At 58.8% G+C, this 17,164-nt stretch carries 15 protein-coding genes; 5 read left to right on the top strand and 10 right to left on the bottom strand.

The annotated features are described in order from the left end of the window. Positions 1-10 precede the first annotated feature (10 nt). From ubiE to udp, 4 genes are all read right to left on the bottom strand, one after another. Positions 11-769 (bottom strand): bifunctional demethylmenaquinone methyltransferase/2-methoxy-6-polyprenyl-1,4-benzoquinol methylase UbiE, encoded by a 759-nt coding sequence (gene ubiE / locus AB1748_RS02875; RefSeq protein WP_008926452.1) that lies wholly within the window; start codon positions 767-769, stop codon positions 11-13. A 75-nt stretch (positions 770-844) separates the two neighbouring features. Continuing rightward, on the bottom strand, positions 845-2,344 hold the full coding sequence (gene rmuC / locus AB1748_RS02870) for a DNA recombination protein RmuC (protein ID WP_367395979.1): 1,500 nt from the start codon (positions 2,342-2,344) through the stop codon (positions 845-847). An 84-nt stretch (positions 2,345-2,428) separates the two neighbouring features. After that, a complete protein-coding gene (locus AB1748_RS02865) occupies positions 2,429-3,697 on the bottom strand; it encodes a tetratricopeptide repeat protein (protein WP_111139749.1) in 1,269 nt (422 codons plus the stop codon). Between the two features lie 88 nt (positions 3,698-3,785). After that, on the bottom strand, positions 3,786-4,547 hold the full coding sequence (udp, locus tag AB1748_RS02860; RefSeq protein ID WP_111139750.1) for a uridine phosphorylase: 762 nt from the start codon (positions 4,545-4,547) through the stop codon (positions 3,786-3,788). A gap of 303 nt (positions 4,548-4,850) precedes the next feature. Between udp and AB1748_RS02855 the strand changes: the two genes are divergently transcribed. After that, entirely contained in the window at positions 4,851-5,684 is an 834-nt protein-coding gene (locus AB1748_RS02855; RefSeq protein WP_111139751.1) for a dienelactone hydrolase family protein, read from the top strand. Positions 5,685-5,736: 52 nt separating this feature from the next. Here AB1748_RS02855 and metE read toward each other — a convergent pair whose 3' ends face one another. Beyond that, complete coding sequence (gene metE / locus AB1748_RS02850; RefSeq protein WP_367395978.1) at positions 5,737-8,007, bottom strand: 5-methyltetrahydropteroyltriglutamate--homocysteine S-methyltransferase; 2,271 nt, start codon at positions 8,005-8,007, stop codon at positions 5,737-5,739. 144 nt (positions 8,008-8,151) lie between these two features. Here metE and metR point away from each other — a divergent pair, with 144 nt between their 5' ends. Together metR and AB1748_RS02840 are read left to right on the top strand one after the other, a co-directional pair. Further along, on the top strand, positions 8,152-9,078 hold the full coding sequence (gene metR, locus AB1748_RS02845; RefSeq protein WP_140917365.1) for an HTH-type transcriptional regulator MetR: 927 nt from the start codon (positions 8,152-8,154) through the stop codon (positions 9,076-9,078). An 83-nt stretch (positions 9,079-9,161) separates the two neighbouring features. Continuing rightward, the gene (locus AB1748_RS02840; RefSeq protein ID WP_111139754.1) at positions 9,162-9,641 is read left to right on the top strand and encodes a DUF1456 family protein; all 480 of its coding nucleotides are present in this window, start codon (positions 9,162-9,164) and stop codon (positions 9,639-9,641) included. Between the two features lie 615 nt (positions 9,642-10,256). Here the strand turns inward: AB1748_RS02840 and AB1748_RS02835 are convergent. Further along, positions 10,257-11,117, bottom strand: coding sequence for a carboxylate/amino acid/amine transporter (locus tag AB1748_RS02835; RefSeq protein ID WP_111139755.1), 861 nt, complete (start codon positions 11,115-11,117; stop codon positions 10,257-10,259). 374 nt (positions 11,118-11,491) lie between these two features. Here AB1748_RS02835 and glpT point away from each other — a divergent pair, with 374 nt between their 5' ends. Further along, complete coding sequence (gene glpT, locus AB1748_RS02830) at positions 11,492-12,832, top strand: glycerol-3-phosphate transporter (RefSeq protein ID WP_111139756.1); 1,341 nt, start codon at positions 11,492-11,494, stop codon at positions 12,830-12,832. 49 nt (positions 12,833-12,881) lie between these two features. Here the strand turns inward: glpT and yigL are convergent, their stop codons facing one another. Beyond that, on the bottom strand, positions 12,882-13,682 hold the full coding sequence (yigL, locus tag AB1748_RS02825) for a sugar/pyridoxal phosphate phosphatase YigL (RefSeq protein ID WP_111139757.1): 801 nt from the start codon (positions 13,680-13,682) through the stop codon (positions 12,882-12,884). Between the two features lie 52 nt (positions 13,683-13,734). Then, positions 13,735-14,727, bottom strand: coding sequence for a lysophospholipase L2 (pldB, locus tag AB1748_RS02820; RefSeq protein WP_367395977.1), 993 nt, complete (start codon positions 14,725-14,727; stop codon positions 13,735-13,737). Positions 14,728-14,839: 112 nt separating this feature from the next. Here pldB and rhtB point away from each other — a divergent pair, with 112 nt between their 5' ends. Next, positions 14,840-15,463, top strand: coding sequence for a homoserine/homoserine lactone efflux protein (gene rhtB / locus AB1748_RS02815; protein WP_111139759.1), 624 nt, complete (start codon positions 14,840-14,842; stop codon positions 15,461-15,463). Positions 15,464-15,521: 58 nt separating this feature from the next. Here rhtB and AB1748_RS02810 read toward each other — a convergent pair whose 3' ends face one another. Next, positions 15,522-16,340 (bottom strand): DUF1460 domain-containing protein, encoded by an 819-nt coding sequence (locus tag AB1748_RS02810; protein WP_367395976.1) that lies wholly within the window; start codon positions 16,338-16,340, stop codon positions 15,522-15,524. 190 nt (positions 16,341-16,530) lie between these two features. Beyond that, on the bottom strand, positions 16,531-17,154 hold the full coding sequence (rhtC, locus tag AB1748_RS02805) for a threonine export protein RhtC (RefSeq protein ID WP_111139761.1): 624 nt from the start codon (positions 17,152-17,154) through the stop codon (positions 16,531-16,533). Positions 17,155-17,164: the final 10 nt, after the last annotated feature.

The following is a 17,164-nucleotide window of genomic DNA, read 5'->3' as shown; positions in this document are numbered from 1 at the left end:
ACCATCTCACTCAGAACTTAAATCCACGATGCAGCGCCACGATGCCGCCGGTCATATTGGAGTAAGTGGTATTTTCAAAGCCAACATCGTTCATCATCGCTTTCAGGGTCTCCTGATCGGGATGCATGCGGATCGATTCGGCCAGATAGCGATAGCTCTCTGCATCCTGCGCCACCAGCTGTCCGATGCGCGGCAGAATATGGAACGAGTAGGCGTCATACGCCTTGCTCAGCGGATCCAGCACGGGCTTAGAGAACTCCAGCACCAGCAGACGTCCGCCTGGCTTAAGGACGCGGAACATAGAAGCCAGCGCCTTCTCTTTTTCCGTGACGTTGCGCAGGCCAAAGGAGATGGTGATGCAGTCGAAATAGTTATCGGGGAATGGCAGCGCTTCTGCGTTGGCCTGCACGTAACTGACATTGCCAACCACGCCCTGATTGCGCAGCTTTTCGCGGCCCATCTTCAGCATGGAGCTGTTGATATCGGCCAGAACAACCTGACCCGTTTCGCCGACCAGACGCGAGAATTTCGCCGTCAGATCGCCCGTTCCGCCCGCCAGGTCCAGCACGCGCTGACCGCGACGTACGCCGCTGCTGTCAATGGTAAAACGCTTCCAGATACGATGGACGCCAAACGACATCAAATCGTTCATCAGGTCATATTTTGCGGCTACGGAGTGAAATACGTCCGCAACTTTGTCCGCTTTTTCGCTTTTGGCGACCGTCTGAAAGCCAAAATGGGTGGTTTCCTGCTGTGATTCATCTGCCATCGGTTTTACCTGCTCCACAAACAATACTTCCCGAAGTGTATCAGAGTCACGGAAGTCAGGCACGTTGCGCCCATACTATTCGTGGAGGCGTCTCACACGCGGCTCACGCTCCTCCCCCTCCCTCTCCTCATCGGCCTCCTCTTCCAGCCGGTTTTCCGGCATGGCGCGTTCGGCTAATTGCGGGTTGATGGGGCGTTTGATCTCCACGCCCAGCGCCCGGAATCCCTCGCTCTGGGCAATCAGGTTACCGCGCCCTTCTGCCAGCTTTTTCATCGCCTCGCGGTAGCTGTTCTGAGCCTTATCCAGGCTATGGCCGATCCCGCTCATATCATCCACGAAGAGCCGCATCTTGTCGTAGAGCCGCGCCGCCCGATCGGCTATCCGCTGGGCATTGCGGCTCTGGTGCTCATAGCGCCACAGATTGTTAATGGTGCGCAGCGCCACCAGCAGCGTGGTGGGGCTGACCAGCATAATATTCTGCTGCAGCGCCTCGCTAATCAGTTCAGGCTGCCGGTCAATCGCCAGCAGAAAGGCGGGCTCCACCGGAATAAACATCAGCACATAATCCAGCGACCGCAAGCCGGGAAGCTGCTGATAATCTTTTCGGCTCAGCAGGCGGATGTGCGCGCGCATGGCGCTGACATGCTCCTGAATCGCCTGCTCACGGGCGATTTCATCCTCTGCATTGAAATAACGCTCATAGGCCACCAGCGTCATCTTGGCGTCCACCACCACATCCTTGCCCTGCGGCAGACGCACAATCACATCCGGCTGCATCCTGCCCTGCTGTTCTGACTGGATGCTGACCTGCGTTTCATATTCGTAACCTTCCCGCAGCCCGGAGGCTTCCAGCACCCGGCTCAGTACCACTTCCCCCCAGTTACCCTGGATTTTGTTGTCGCCCTTCAGCGCCTTCGTCAGGTTAAGCGCCTCCTGCGCCATCTGCGCATTCAGCTGCTGCAGCTGGCGGATTTCGTGGGTCAGGGTATGGCGCTCGCGCGCCTCTGCGCCAAAGCTTTCATGCACCTGTCGACGGAAGCCATCCAGCTGCTCACGCAGCGGGCCGATCAGCCCGTTCAGGCTCTGACGGTTCTGTTCATCAACGCGACGGCCGCTGTTTTCGAAAATACGGTTGGCAAGGTTTTCAAACTGGGCGCTGAGACGCTGTTCGCTGTTGGTCAGCAGGCGCTGTTTCTCTTCTGCGGCGTAGCGGGTCTCTTCCAGACGAATGGTCACTTCGCGCAGCTCCGCTTCCTGCGCGCTGTTCACCTCCAGCTGATTGCGCAGTTCGCGATTAAGCTGTTCGCTTTCGTTACGCCAGTAATCGAGCTGCTGCAGCCGCTCGGTGGCCCCGCTCAGCGCGCCGTGAAGCTGACGCAGCTCCTGCTCGCGCTGCTGCGCCTGCTGCTGAAGCTGATCGATCTGCTGCTGCTGACGCTGTTGCGCCTCCTCCAGCAGACGACGCTCGGTCTGAAAACGGGCAACCAGATGACCGGCACGTAACTGTGCCAGCATCCAGCCAATCCCCGCCCCGGCAAGCGCCAGACAGGCGCTGATGATAATATGCTGATCCATGATTTCCCCCGACTCAGGCTGCTGAGGGAAAAGGTAGAGTCGCACTGTATGAATGTCCAGATAATTTTACCGGGATTCAGCGCCTTAGAGAGCCGCTACCAGTAGCCTTCCCGCCTGCCACTCGTCGATGAGAAAGAACGGCATGGGCAGCTGCCACTCGCCCTTGCTGACCTGCGCCAGATAGTGCCAGGTTCTCTCTCCGGCGGTGATTGCAACGCGCTGGCGGCTGCCATCCGCCGCCGCCGATTTACCGGTCATACTGGCAAACCCGGCATTGCTGCCCACATGGAAATGGGGCGTCTGCCAGCGTACGGGGGCATGGTCAGGCCAGGGACGGGCCTGATGAAAATGGAAAATTTCATCGTGGCTCAGAAGACTTTCACGCACCGTCGGCCATAGCGCCACCTTCAGGAAATACTGGTCGGTGAAGCGCTGGCTCCCCTGATACTGCGCAATGAAATCGCGCATCGCCTGCTCCACGTCCCGGAAGACGCCGTGACAGCCGCCCCACATGCCCGCCAGCAGCAGTTCGGTATGCGAGAAGTAATCACGCATATGGTGGAACCAGTAAGGCGAGGCGAGCCAGGCGTTAACCGCTGCGGCTTCCCGCTCCGAGAGCAGCGAGTCGGCATCGCGCACGATAAAGCGTTTCACCTGCGGATCGTCGAGCACCAGAAAACGCCACAGGGTTGGATAGAGCGTTTTCTCGTGCGACATATCGATCAGCCTGACGTGTGGCTGATCCAGACGCTGCCAGACATGCTGCGGCACGCTGTCGTCGAGATAGATAAGACAGCTCCAGCCGGGATAGAGCGCCGGTGCCACTTCCACGTTTTTAATTAAGGTTTCACAGTAGCGAGGCTGATCGCCATACAGAGAGAAGGCGATAACGTTCTGCTCTGGCTGGCTGAGATCGGCGGGTTCGGGCTGCGGGGCCGGAAACGCTGCGCGCTGCCCCTGACTGAAACGCGCATCCGAGCGCATCAGCGAGGCCAGCCCATACTGCGCTACCTCCTCGCGTTTATTCAGCCAGCCGCACACTTCGGTTAAGCCATCCAGCCAGGTTTCGGAGGCGGTGGCCTGCACCGCAGGTGGCGACTGAAGGATCTTCTGATAGGTTTTGTACGCTTTGGCATGCTGGCCCAGACGCAGCAGGCAGAGAGCATAGTCGCTCAGAACCTGCATCTGATTCGGCATTGACCGCAGCACCTCTTCACAGCAGCGGGCGGCCAGCGCATAGTCGCCCTGTTGCATGGCGGCGCGGAAACGTTCGGCACTGCGTTCCAGCCGCGCATGAAGTGCGGCGGGATTGAGGCCAGGGGCAGGACGTCGGGCAGGAAAGGTAGGGCGCATAAACATCCTCAGGTTCTACTGATGCTACGCGCCGTTAACGACCAGCAGCAGGTTCCGGGCCCGGAAAACCTGCTGCCTGACGCGACCGTTACAGCAAGCGACGCGCCGCTTCGACCACAATCTTCACTGCGTCACTTTCTGTCTGTTTCATCGTGACCGCATCCGGGATCTCTTTCTGAGTACGGTTCACAATCACGCCCGCCACCATGCCGGCTCGCAGACCCTGGCTGGCGCACATGGTTAACAGTGTAGCGGATTCCATCTCATAGTTGAGGACGCCCATCTCCTGCCACTCCTTCATCGATCCTTTGAAGCGACTGACTACCCGTCCTGAAACGGTGTCGTAACGCTCCTGGCCCGGATAGAAAGTGTCAGAGGAAGCGGTGATGCCAATATGGGTCTTCGCGCCACAGGCTTCTGCGGCCGCGACCAGGGCCGTGGTGCAACTGAAATCGGCCACTGCCGGGAACTCCATCGGTGCGAAGTGCAGGCTGGCACCGTCCAGGCGAACCGACGCCGTTGTCACCAGTACATCGCCGACGTTGATATGAGGCTGGATCGCGCCCGTGGTGCCGACGCGCAGGAAGGTCCGCACACCAAGCTGCGCCAGCTCTTCAACCGCAATGGAGGTGGAAGGACCACCGATGCCGGTGGAGCAGACGACAACGGGCTTGCCATCCAGTTTTGCCAGCCAGGAGGTAAATTCACGGTGTGAGGCGAGATGCGTGGCATCTTCCATCAGTCCGGCAATTTTCTTCACGCGCTCCGGATCGCCGGGCACAATCGCCAGGGTAGCGCCCTGCAGGTCGGCTTTAGTCAGGCCCAGATGGAAAACGTCAGACTGTGTCATTTTCAGACTCCTGTTAAGGGAAAGTATTGCGCCACTTTACGTCAGCACGCCCGATAAATATGTGACAGCTTTCACTTAAGAAAATGAAAGTTACATTTTTCAGAATTCAAATTGAGATAACCATCACATAAATACATCTTCTTTACCGGGACTGTGCGCAGCGAGGCTGTGCCAGCGTTAGCGCAATGTTAAAGAGTGGGAGGATTGTATTCGCTGCTGACCCTGTGGCCCGGTACCTGGCGCGCGCGGTTTACAGCCAGGCTATAGTTACCTGATTGCGCAATTGCTTGCACGGAGAGACTCATGAAACCCAGTGATAATATGGCACAAAAACCGGCGACGGACGGCTTTGCCGCTGCCGTGCAGCCCACCGCCGCCACCACCATTATGACCGATAGCCCGGCTATTCATGCGGGTGAAACCTCAGTGCCCAGCCAGGGCGAAAACATGCCAGCTTACTTCGCTAAGCCGCAGGGCGCAGACGGCCCACTGCCTGTTGTGCTGGTGGTGCAGGAGATCTTTGGTGTGCATGAACACATCCGGGATATCTGCCGCCGCCTGGCGCTGGAGGGTTATCTGGCTATCGCGCCTGAACTCTACTTCCGCGAGGGCGATCCGTCGGAATATCACGATATCCCGACGCTGTTCAGCGAACTGGTCAGCAAAGTGCCGGACAGCCAGGTGCTCTCCGATCTCGATCACGCCGCCAACTGGGCCGCACGTAACGGCGGCGACATCCGCCGCATGGGCATCACCGGTTTCTGCTGGGGGGGCCGCATCAGCTGGCTCTATGCCGCGCATAATCCCCAGCTGCGGGCCGCAGTCGCCTGGTATGGCCGACTGGTGGGTGAGCGCACCCTGAAGCAGCAGAAACACCCGATTGATATTGCTGTCGATCTCAATGCGCCGGTGCTGGGATTGTATGGCGGTCAGGATGAGGGGATCCCGCTGGAGAGCGTCGAGCAGATGCGTCAGGCGCTGCACGCCGCCAATGCCACCGCCGAGATCATCGTTTATCCCGAGGCGGGACACGCGTTTAATGCTGATTACCGGCCGAGCTACCATGCAGAATCCGCCCAGGATGGCTGGCAGCGGATGCTGGCCTGGTTCAGGCAGTATGGTGTTACCTCACGATAGATGAAAAACAGGGGCGCTTCTGCGCTCCTGTTTTTGACTGTCAGGCCGTCGGCTACACCCTCTCCCCGCGCAGGTTTTTCGCCGCCTGTACCATATTCGCCAGCGCCTGGCGCGTTTCCGTCCAGCCACGCGTTTTCAGACCACAGTCCGGGTTCACCCACAGCCGCGCTTCCGGGATGCGTTTCGCTGCCTTCAGCAGCAACGCTTCGATCTCCCCGACGCTGGGAATATTGGGCGAGTGAATATCATAGACGCCGGGGCCGATCTCATTGGGATAGTCGAAGTGTTCAAACGACGCCAGCAGATCCATGTCAGAGCGCGCGGTTTCAATGGTGATCACATCCGCATCCAGCGCCGCGATTGCCGCCATGATGTCGCTGAACTCGCAGTAACACATATGGGTGTGAATCTGGGTCTCATCCCGCGCCACGCCCGCCGTCAGCCGGAAAGCCTCCACCGCCCAGTTCAGATAACCGGCCCAGGCCGAGTGATGCAGCGGCAGACCTTCCCGCAGGGCGGGCTCATCAATCTGAATGATCCCGATACCCGCCTCCTGCAGATCGGCGACCTCATCCCGCAGCGCCAGCGCGATCTGTTTCGCGAGGGTTTCCCGTGGCACATCTTCACGCGGAAATGACCAGCAGAGGATCGTTACCGGACCGGTCAGCATGCCTTTGACCGGTCTGTCCGTCAGCGACTGCGCATAACGGGCCCATTCGACGGTGATCGGTGCCGGACGGCTGACATCGCCGATGATGACGGGCGGCTTCACGCAGCGCGAACCGTAGCTCTGCACCCAGCCATTGCGGGTAAAGGCAAATCCCTCCAGATGCTCGCCAAAATACTCCACCATATCGTTACGTTCCGCTTCACCGTGAACCAGTACGTCCAGCCCCAGCCGCTCCTGTTCGCGGATCGCCTGCCTGATATGCTCCGCGATGCCGGTGCGATAATGGCTGCTGTCGAGCCGCCCCTGCTTAAAGTCGAGGCGCAGGCGGCGAATCTCCGTGGTCTGTGGAAAAGAGCCGATGGTAGTGGCAGGCCAGGCGGGCAGGCGCAGTCGCTGATGCTGCAGGCGACTCCGCACCGGCCAGGCGCTCTGGCGTGTGCTCTGTTCGGGCGTAATGGCCTGCAGACGCTGCGTCACTGCCGCATTGTGCACCCGGCGGGAGTGGGCGCGGGCGCGAACCGGCGCGCTCCAGGCGTCCAGCGACGCTGCCTCGTTGCGGTTCAGCGCCTGGCTCAGCAGCGACAGCTCAGCACACTTCTGCAGCGCAAAAGCCAGCCAGCTTCTGACCTCCTCATCCAGATGCGTTTCAGTGCTGAGGTCGATCGGGCTGTGCAGCAGAGAGCAGGAGGAGCCGATCCAGAGTAACTGACGCCGGGCGACCAGCGGTTGCAGGCGATCAAACCAGTGGCGCAGATCGGTGCGCCAGACGTTGCGTCCGTTGATGACGCCCAGCGACAGCAGCCAGCTGGCGGGCAACTGCTGATGCAGCTGCTCAATATCGTCATCCCCATGCACCAGATCCACATGCAGCCCCTGCACCGGCAGCCTGCGGATCACCTCAAGGTTCTGCCCGATGCTGTCAAAATAGGTGGTCAGCAGCAGCCTGCAGTGACCCTGCAGGGCGTCATAGGCCGGTTGAAAAGCGTCGCGCCACGCCTGCGGCAGCTCAAGGGCCAGTGCCGGTTCATCAATCTGGACCCACTCAATGCCACGCTTAGCCAGTTCCGCCAGCAGCTGCTGATAGACGGGCAGGATCGCCGTCAGCAGCGACAGACGCTCAAACGGCGCGCCTTTGACCTTGCCCAGCCACAGATAGGTCACCGGGCCCAGCAGCACCGGCTTGATGTTATGCCCCAGCGCCAGTGCCTCATCCACCTCATCCAGCAGCTGCGTCCAGCTCAGCTTAAAGGTCTGATCCCGGCTGAATTCCGGCACCAGATAGTGATAGTTGGTGTTAAACCATTTGGTCATCTCGGCCGCCGCGACGGGTTCGCCGGAGGGGGCGCGTCCCCGGCCGAGGCGGAACAGCGTGTCGAGGTCAATCGTGCCCGCCGGGTTCTGATGGCGTTCAGGCACATTGCCCAGCATCAGGCTGGTGGTCAGCACATGATCATACCAGGCGAAATCCCCCACCGGCAGCAGATCGACGCCAGCTTCTTTCTGTTGCTGCCAGTGACGAGCGCGCAGCTCGCGTCCCGTCGCCAGAAGCGCCGCCTGGGTGCTGTCGCCCGCCCAGTAACGCTCCAGGGCTTTTTTCAGTTCACGATGCAGGCCAATACGGGGAAAACCGAGGGTATGATTGAGGATAGTCATGTGCCAGTCTCCAGAGAAAGGTTCACGTTGCTTTAACCGGGCAGTCAACGATGTTTAGCCGTCCAGATGTTTACACTGCTATACTCTGCGGGTACTGTATGTTGCTCAAGCGCAATATGTTCATTTTCGATGTGAAGGACACTCATGATCGAACTCAAGCACCTGCGGACGCTTCAGGCTCTGCGCAATACGGGATCGCTGGCTGCGGCAGCGGCCCAGCTCCATCAGACGCAATCGGCGTTGTCTCACCAGTTCAGCGATCTGGAGCAGCGTCTGGGATTCCGCCTGTTTGTGCGTAAAAGTCAGCCCCTGCGTTTTACCCCGCAGGGGGATATTCTGCTGCAACTGGCGGAGCAGGTGCTGCCACAGATCCAGCAGGCACTCCAGGCCTGCGACGAGCCGCATCAGACCACGCTGCGGGTCGCTATCGAGTGCCACAGCTGCATTCAGTGGCTGACCCCGGCGCTGGATAAATTCCGTCAGAGCTGGCCGCAGGTGGTGATGGATTTCAAATCGGGCGTGACCTTTGATCCTCAGCCCGCGCTGCAACAGGGTGAGCTGGATGTGGTACTGACCTCCGATATCCTGGCACGCTCGGGTCTGTTCTACTCGCCGATGTTTGATTTTGAGGTGCGGCTGGTGCTGGCAACGGATCATCCGCTGGCGCAGCTGGAGCAGATCTCACCGGAAGATCTGGCCGATGAGGTCCTGATGATCTACCCGGTCCAGCGTCAGCGTCTGGATATCTGGCGTCACTTCCTGCAGCCTGCTGGCGTCAGCCCGGCGCTGAAAAATGTGGATAACACGCTGCTGATGATTCAGATGGTTTCCGCGCGTATGGGCATTGCCGCGCTGCCGCACTGGGTGGTCGAGAGCTTTGAGAAGCAGGGGCTGGTCGTGACCCGCACGCTGGGCGAGGGTCTCTGGAGCCGCCTCTATGCCGCAGTGCGCGACGGCGAACAGCGCCAGCCGGTGCTGGAAGCCTTTATCCGCTTTGCCCGCCAGCACGCCTGTGAGCATCTGCCCTTTGTGCGCGATGCCGCGCGACCGGGCGCCGTGCTGCAGCGTTAAGCCGATCGGCACAAACCTGCGCGGGCGCGGACAAAATCCCCTATAATGCGCAGCCTGTCGACCGACCATGAGAAGATTTCACCATGACTAACAACGATATTCTGCGCAGCGTGCGCTACATGCTTAACCTGAGCGATGCGAAAATGGTGGAAATTTTTGCGCTGGCAGAGTGCGACGTGCCGCAGACAGATATTCAGGCATGGCTGAAAAAAGAGGACGACGCCGCGTTTCGCCCCTGCCCCGACGTGCTGATGGGGTATTTCCTGAATGGCCTGATCTTCTACCGTCGCGGTAAAAGTGAAGATGCGCCTGCGCCATCGATTGAGCGCAAAATGACCAACAACATCTTCATGAAGAAGCTGCGCATCGCTTTCGATCTGAAAACCACCGACATTCCTGAGGTGCTGAAGCGCGCGAACTTTACGGTTTCGCAGGCCGAAGTCGGCGCGATTTTCCGCAAGCCTGACCATAAAAACTACCGCGAATGCGGCGATCAGATTCTGCGTAACTTCCTGAAAGGGCTGACGATGATTCAGCGCCCTAAGAGCGAGAAGCCTGCCTGATCACGTGCCATACGGTCGGAAAGAGCGGGCGATGTCCTGAGCTGGACATCCATCCATTCCAATGCCTTCACCGTCGGTTTATTTACCTTATTCGCGAGGTTTTCTCCCTCGCGGGCCAGCACGTTACCGTGTTCAAACATTCAGGTTTGAACACGGTGGCAAACGTTTTTCTGCTTAGCCTTTGTTGATCAGCACACCCGGTATGCACTCTGATTGTCTGACGCAATACTCATCAGGAGCCTGGCGTAAAACGGTTCTGGTTCCTGTTGGTATGCTATCGATCGATGACTAACCTGTCGTGTGAGCCTGGGCTGGCAGATAGTATTCAGTTTCTGATGGGGGATTAAGCAAGACACGAATCCCTTGCAGCCAGCCAGACTAGTTCTACAGGCAATTAACCCTATTAACTTCATGGCTATCGCCCATTCCTCTGCCTGAACCAATAAGCACGAAGAAGTCGTTAACGCTTCAGGGGTGACGCGCCTGAACGGCGAAGTGTCCGGGCCAGGATAGCCCGGACGACGAAAAAAGATGGCGGTACTTTACGATGCAACTACGTCAGTCCGGCGGGCTGAACCGGCATCAGCCCGCCGGTTCAGCATTGCTATCAGCGGGTTATCGATCGCGCCGCCCCACCACCCAGCGCTTATGCACCCACAGCGAGGCGACGATCACCAGCGCGCCTGCAATAAAGCTCGGCCAGTGCGGTTTCTCCTGCCAGATAGCCAGATTGACCAGCAGTCCGGCGGGAACGTGCATATTGTTCATGATGCCCAGCGTGCCGGCATCGACCTGCGTCGCCCCGTAGTTCCACATAAAATAGCCAAGCCCGGACGCCGCCACGCCCAGCCAGACCAGAATGCCCCACTGCAGCGAGGTAGTCGGCAATTTCTGTGGATTACCCCAGGCGGACCAGGCGAGCACCGCGATCGCGACCGCGCCCAGATAAAACCAGGAGAAGGCGGTGTGCTGCGGCATAGGCCGGGTCTCCTGCAGACGCTTATACCCCACCATTCCCGCCGCGAAGCAGATGTTGGCGAGCTGCACGAGCAGCAGACCAAACCAGAAATGATCGCTGACTTTGTCATAGCGGATAATCGCCGCCCCGGCCACCGCCAGCAGCGCACTGAAGATGTAGCCGATGCGCAATGGACGACGACTAATCAGGTCATAAATCAGCGTCACATAGAGCGGCGTCATCACCGTAAACAGCAGGAACTCCGACACGCTGAGGTAGAGATAGGCTTCGAAACTCAGCAGGTACATCACGCCCAGCTGCAGCATCCCCACCAGCATGTAAAGCAGCAGCGTTGACGGCCGATAGCCGCGCCAGCGCAGAAAGGGTAAAAACACCAGCGCAGCGAGCGCCAGTCGCATCAGCACAGAGAACCAGCTGTCCACCTGACCGGCGAGGTATTCGCCAATCAGGCTGAACGAAAAGGCCCACAGAATAGTGGTAATGATCAGTAAGAACACGGTAACAATCCCGAAATGAACAGGCCGTCAGTGTAAACAATGTGTCGCCGCGAGGCTGCAAAATCTGGTTGACATCCGGTTATAAACCAGGCGACCGGAACAGCCGTTTCTGCGGCTATTTACACGTCCTGACATAACTGTCGCCGGAATCGGTTTTCAGCCAGACAAAATGCGCGAAATGATCCATCTCGTGATCATTTTCGCTCTCACCTGTAATAAAACTGTAACAAATGTGTCATTCATCACAGTAACGTTGTGCAACTGACACTATTCTTTGCGCGAAATGGAACATCTTTTGTCCATTTTATTCTGTCCACGTCCTGCCCCAACCTGCTGGGAATTAAAACCATAATGTGCCCTGGAGGGCCTCACTAATGCTGAGTATTTTTAAACCTGCACCACGTCAGCCGCAGGTGGCGGAGGATCGCATCGATCCTCTCTACCGTCGTCTGCGCTGGCAAATTTTCATCGGGATTTTTTTTGGTTATGCGGCCTACTATCTGGTCAGGAAAAACTTTGCGCTCGCCATGCCCTATCTGGTCGAGCAGGGTTTTTCACGCGGCGACCTGGGCTTTGCCCTGTCGGGCATTTCCATTGCCTACGGCTTCTCTAAGTTCATCATGGGATCCGTCTCTGACCGCTCGAATCCGCGCGTCTTTTTACCGGCCGGTCTGATTCTGGCCGCCGCCGTGATGCTGATCATGGGGTTCGTTCCCTGGGCCACCTCCAGCATCATGGTGATGTTCGTGCTGCTGTTTATCTGTGGCTGGTTCCAGGGCATGGGCTGGCCGCCCTGCGGACGCACCATGGTGCACTGGTGGTCGCAGAAGGAGCGCGGCAGAATCGTCTCGGTCTGGAACTGTGCGCATAACGTGGGCGGCGGTATTCCGCCGCTGCTGTTCCTGCTCGGGATGGCGTGGTTCAACGACTGGAAAGCGGCACTCTATATGCCTGCCTTCGGTGCCATTGCGATTGCGATTCTGGCCTTTGCGCTGATGCGCGATACCCCGCAATCCTGCGGTCTGCCCCCGATTGAGGCGTACAAAAACGACTATCCACCCGACTATGACGCCAGCCACGAAGAGGAGCTGACGGCCAAACAGATCTTCATGAAATATGTGCTGCCGAATAAGCTGCTGTGGTACATCGCGCTGGCCAACGTGTTTGTCTATCTGCTGCGTTACGGCATCCTCGACTGGTCGCCGACCTACCTGCGCGAGGTGAAACACTTCACGCTGGATAAGTCCTCGTGGGCCTACTTCCTGTATGAATATGCGGGGATTCCGGGGACGCTGCTCTGCGGCTGGATGTCAGATAAAGTCTTTCGCGGCAACCGTGGCGCGACCGGGGTCTTCTTTATGACGCTGGTGACCATCGCGACCGTGATCTACTGGCTCAATCCGGCGGGCAATCCCGGGGTCGATATGACCTGCATGATCGTGATTGGCTTCCTGATCTACGGCCCGGTAATGCTGATCGGCCTGCATGCGCTGGAGCTGGCACCGAAAAAAGCCGCAGGGACGGCGGCAGGCTTCACCGGCCTGTTCGGTTATCTGGGCGGCTCTGTCGCCGCCAGCGCCATCGTGGGCTATACCGTCGACTACTTCGGCTGGGACGGCGGCTTTATGGTGATGATTGCTGGCTGCGTGCTGGCGGTTGTCCTGCTGCTGCTGACCATGGTCAGCGAGCACAAACACAAAAAGCACCCTGCCTGAAGGCAATAAAAAAAGGGTCGGATAACCGGCCCTTTTTTATGCAGAAAACTTAAGCCAGATAGAGCGTGCGCAGCGTCTGCGGCACCGCGTCATCGGCATTGGAACCAATCACATCCAGCTCCGGCAACGTATCTTTCAGCCGCTGATGCGCGTTCTGCATGATATAGCCCTTTCCGGCCATGCTCAGCATTTCCACGTCATTCATGCCATCGCCAAAGGCGATGCAATTTTCCAGCGAGTGGCCCAGCTGTTTCGCGACCGCTTCCAGCGCATGGCCTTTCGACACGCCGCCCGCCATCACTTCCAGACAGGTCGGCAGCGAGAAGCTGACATTCACCCGGTCGCCCCAGCGCGCTTCAATAGCCTGCTCCATCGGGATCAGATGCTCAGGATTTTCACAGGTGAAAAAGACCTTGCTGATGTTATCGGTGGGCAGCAGACCCGGCTCATAGACCTGATAATTAAACACCGACTCGCGGAAATAGTCCTGCTCAGCCGGGCTGGAACGGCTGACAAACCACTCATCGTCGCGATAAACGTGCGTCAGGATATCGCTGTGATGATATTGCAGGCCGAACAGATCGCTGGCGATATCCTCATCCAGATTGTGGCTGAACACCAGCTCACCGCGGGCGTTGTGTACGCGTGCGCCGTTTGAGGTGATCATATAGGCCGGAATCGCCAGGCTGTCGCGCATCTGGCCCACATCGATATGGTGACGACCGGTGGCGAAAATAAAGTGAATCTGTTTCGCGACCAGCTGCTGCAGCGTTTCACGCGCAAAAGGGGTCAGGCGATGTTCGGGAGAGAGCAGCGTGCCATCCAGATCGGATGCAACGATGTGATACATGAAAACCTCGGATAGCTGGTTCAGCCGGTGTTAACCGGTCGGATAAATAACGTCAGTGATGCGATGAAAAAAAGTCGACCACTGCATTGAGTGCCTCGGCACGCATCTCATCTTTTTCAAACAGGATCTCGTGACGCGCACCGTCGATCACCCGTGGCGTGTTGCCTTCACACGGATGACCCGCCGCGGCCATCGCGGCACAGAACAGATCCTGCGAGCGATTGTCGACCACCCGATCATCGCTGGCCTGCAGCAGCAGCAGCGGCGTGGTGATCTTATCAACCTGGCTGAGAATGTTGCGACCCGCATGGATGCCTTCACGCACCCAATGGTAGGTCGGCCCGCCCATGCGAAGCGCCGGGTCGTCCGCATAAAACCGCAGATTGCGCCGGTAACGCTCGGCACTGTGTGTCAGCCGGTTAATGCCAAACGGGTGGGCGCGCCAGCGTCCGGTGCCCAGCGCATAGCCATCACGCACGGCCGGTCGCTTCTCCGCCCAGTCCAGGATCCGGTGGGCCAGAAATGAGGGCAACGGTAACGCGATGCCAAACATCGGCGCCACCAGCGCCGCCGCATGAAAAGCCTGCGGCTGACGCGCCAGAAACAGCGTTAAGATCGCCCCTCCCATGGAGTGCGCCAGCGCGTAGCGCTGCTGATAGTGACCGCTGACGATCTCTTTCAGATAGAGCGTTTCCAGATCGTCCACATAGTGGGTAAATTCTGCCACATGGCCGCGATGGGTATCTTCCAGCAGGCGATCGGATCGTCCCTGACCGCGATGATCCAGAATGATCACATCAAACCCGCAGTGGAACAGATCGTAGGCCAGCTCAGGATATTTTATGTAGCTCTCGATGCGTCCCGGCACAATCAGGATCACACGCTGATGTTGCGGTGATGCGAAACGCACGTAGCGCAGCGTCAGATTGCCGACGCCGGTGAATTCACACTCTTCGCGGCGGTGCCAGAAGTCGAGCAGCGGCCCGGTGGCGAAGGCCGCAAAGGCTTTTTCCCGTCTCAGCCAGCTGGCTTTATGTTGATCCATTCGCCCTCCTGTTGACCGGATACCGGGTCCTGAATGCCCTGTGCAGGCCGTAGCGCCGCGCTTAATTCTGGCGTATTGTGTCACAATTCCGCTACTAATGAGAGCCTGACCCATGACCATCGAATGGTGGCTGACCTATCTGCTTACCACAACAATTCTCAGCCTGTCGCCGGGTTCCGGTGCCATTAACACCATGAGTACGGGGATCAGCCACGGCTACCGTGGCACGGTGGCGTCGATCTCTGGCCTGCAGGTCGGACTGGCGCTGCATATTGTGCTGGTGGGTATCGGGCTGGGCGCGCTGTTTTCTCAGTCACTGCTGGCGTTCGAAATCCTGAAGTGGGCCGGTGCGGCCTATCTGGTCTGGCTGGGTATTCAGCAGTGGCGCTCCGCTGGCGGGATCGATCTGGATGCCGTTGCCAGAGCGATGCCACGTCGTCGTCTGTTCAAACGCGCCGTGCTGGTTAACCTGACTAACCCGAAAAGTATCGTCTTTCTCGCCGCCCTGTTTCCGCAGTTTATCCAGCCGCATCAGCCGCTCTTTATGCAGTATCTGGTGCTGGGCGTAACGACCGTGGTGGTGGATATCATCGTGATGATTGGCTACGCCACGCTGGCGACCCGGATTGCCGGCTGGATTAAAGGTCCCCGCCAGATGAAGTTAATGAACCGTATTTTTGGCGGACTCTTTATGGCGGTGGGCGCCCTGCTCGCCAGTGCCAGAAAGATCGCCTGAGTCCTGCGCGCCGACCTGCCCGGGTCGGCGCCGCTCTTCCCCTCTTCCTGCCTCGCCGTTAAGGCGCACTCACCGGCAGCGCGCGCAGGACAATGATCCCCGGCTTAGACCGCATATATTCCCGGAAAGGCATATCAACCACTTTGCGCGTGGCGGCGAGCGAAGAGGCATTTCTGAACCATAACCGGCCATCATGCCGCACCGCGATGCCGGCATGGGTGACATCCAGCCCCGGCGCGGTGGCGTAAACCCCCACGTAATCGCCGGTGCGGATCTGCGCCAGCACCTGGGGCGTGATGGCTTTCGCGGGCAGATAGGTAATGCGGCCGGAGATCACGCCGAGGCCGGGCACCTGCGGTTTTCCGCGCACCTCGCGATTCAGCAACTTCACGACCGTCACCGCCTGCGGGCTGAGGCTGCGCGTCATATCATCGGCATTACGCGGCGTTTCCGCGAACCAGTCAGAGAAGAAGTGGCGGCGGTTCAGGTAACGCACCTCGCCGCCCGCATAGCGGGTGCGGATCAGGTTCGCCTCAAAGCTGGCGCGGTCGCGGCTGTGACTCAGTGCCTGAACGTAATCCAGCAGCGTGAAGCAGTCCACGCCGTGAAAATTCACTACCAGCATTTCGGGGATATCCGGTGAACCCTTAAGCGTATGCGCCTGATAAGGCGTCCCGAGAAAGGCGGCGGAGATCTGCGCGATTCTCTCGCCCTGCGGCGCTGACAGCGGTGGTGCCTGCGCCAGGATCGCCGACACCCTCTCTTTTCTGGCCGGTTCTGGTGCCGGTGGAGGCGTGGCCTCCGGCGAGGCACAGGCGCTGAGCGCGGCTGCGATGAGCAGCAGTAACAGGGTTTTGATTCTGGTTATCCTCTTCATATCAACAGGCCATACGCACCGACCCTACCAGAGGCACGCGTTTCACTATTTAACAAATGATGAGGATTTATCTGCGGCTGTGGCAGAGAAAGGACAAAATCGCGGGCGGCAAATCAGAGAGAAACGGCAGAGGATGAGCTTTCTGCCGGTCGCGCCAGGCGCATTCCGGCAGAAAGATCAGGGTCCGGGCTTAACGCGAGATAATAAGGTGGATACCGAAACCAGCAAACAGCACGCCGGCCATGCCATCGACCCACTTGGCCAGACGCTGATACTTCGCCCGCATCCACGGCAGCGCAAAGATAGCCGCCACCAGCGCAAACCAGGCAAAGGTTTCGCCGATAATCAGCAGGAACAGGCCCCAGCGCTCCGCTGCACCGACATCATCACCGACGAACAGCGAGAAAACGCTGCCGAAATAGATAATGGCTTTCGGGTTCGACAGGTTGGTCAGCAGCCCCTTAAGAAAGCTCATGCCGCGTTTTGGCAGTTCCACCACCGGCTCATCCTGCTGCGGCTGTTTGTGACGCTGGCGGGCCGAGCACATCAGCTGCCAGCCCATCCACAGCAGATAGAGTCCGCCACCGACCATGATGATCTGATGCAGCCAGGCCATTTTTTCCAGGATCAGATGAAGGCCCATCAGCGCCACGCCCGCCCAGACCACAATCCCCAGCGTGATGCCCAGCACTCCCATCATCGCCTCTTTACGGGAGCGGCTGGCGGCAGTTTGCGACACGAAAAAGAAATCGGGGCCGGGGCTCATCAGCGCCACCAGATGCACCAGCGCGACCGTTGCAAATAACATCAGCATAATCAGTATC

The sequence above is a fragment of the Pantoea sp. Ep11b genome (assembly GCF_040783975.1).
Taxonomy (GTDB): Bacteria; Pseudomonadota; Gammaproteobacteria; order Enterobacterales; family Enterobacteriaceae; genus Pantoea.
This window is presented reverse-complemented; position numbering and strand designations above follow the sequence as displayed.

What these genes read in the sequence shown, in the direction of transcription:
- ubiE (WP_008926452.1), bottom strand. Translation starts at nt 769, where the DNA reads ATGGCAGATGAATCACAGCAGGAAACCACCCATTTTGGCTTTCAGACG.
- rmuC (WP_367395979.1), bottom strand. Translation starts at nt 2,344, where the DNA reads ATGGATCAGCATATTATCATCAGCGCCTGTCTGGCGCTTGCCGGGGCG.
- AB1748_RS02865 (WP_111139749.1), bottom strand. Translation starts at nt 3,697, where the DNA reads ATGCGCCCTACCTTTCCTGCCCGACGTCCTGCCCCTGGCCTCAATCCC.
- udp (WP_111139750.1), bottom strand. Translation starts at nt 4,547, where the DNA reads ATGACACAGTCTGACGTTTTCCATCTGGGCCTGACTAAAGCCGACCTG.
- AB1748_RS02855 (WP_111139751.1), top strand. Translation starts at nt 4,851, where the DNA reads ATGAAACCCAGTGATAATATGGCACAAAAACCGGCGACGGACGGCTTT.
- metE (WP_367395978.1), bottom strand. Translation starts at nt 8,007, where the DNA reads ATGACTATCCTCAATCATACCCTCGGTTTTCCCCGTATTGGCCTGCAT.
- metR (WP_140917365.1), top strand. Translation starts at nt 8,152, where the DNA reads ATGATCGAACTCAAGCACCTGCGGACGCTTCAGGCTCTGCGCAATACG.
- AB1748_RS02840 (WP_111139754.1), top strand. Translation starts at nt 9,162, where the DNA reads ATGACTAACAACGATATTCTGCGCAGCGTGCGCTACATGCTTAACCTG.
- glpT (WP_111139756.1), top strand. Translation starts at nt 11,492, where the DNA reads ATGCTGAGTATTTTTAAACCTGCACCACGTCAGCCGCAGGTGGCGGAG.
- yigL (WP_111139757.1), bottom strand. Translation starts at nt 13,682, where the DNA reads ATGTATCACATCGTTGCATCCGATCTGGATGGCACGCTGCTCTCTCCC.
- pldB (WP_367395977.1), bottom strand. Translation starts at nt 14,727, where the DNA reads ATGGATCAACATAAAGCCAGCTGGCTGAGACGGGAAAAAGCCTTTGCG.
- rhtB (WP_111139759.1), top strand. Translation starts at nt 14,840, where the DNA reads ATGACCATCGAATGGTGGCTGACCTATCTGCTTACCACAACAATTCTC.
- AB1748_RS02810 (WP_367395976.1), bottom strand. Translation starts at nt 16,340, where the DNA reads ATGAAGAGGATAACCAGAATCAAAACCCTGTTACTGCTGCTCATCGCA.
- rhtC (WP_111139761.1), bottom strand. Translation starts at nt 17,154, where the DNA reads ATGCTGATGTTATTTGCAACGGTCGCGCTGGTGCATCTGGTGGCGCTG.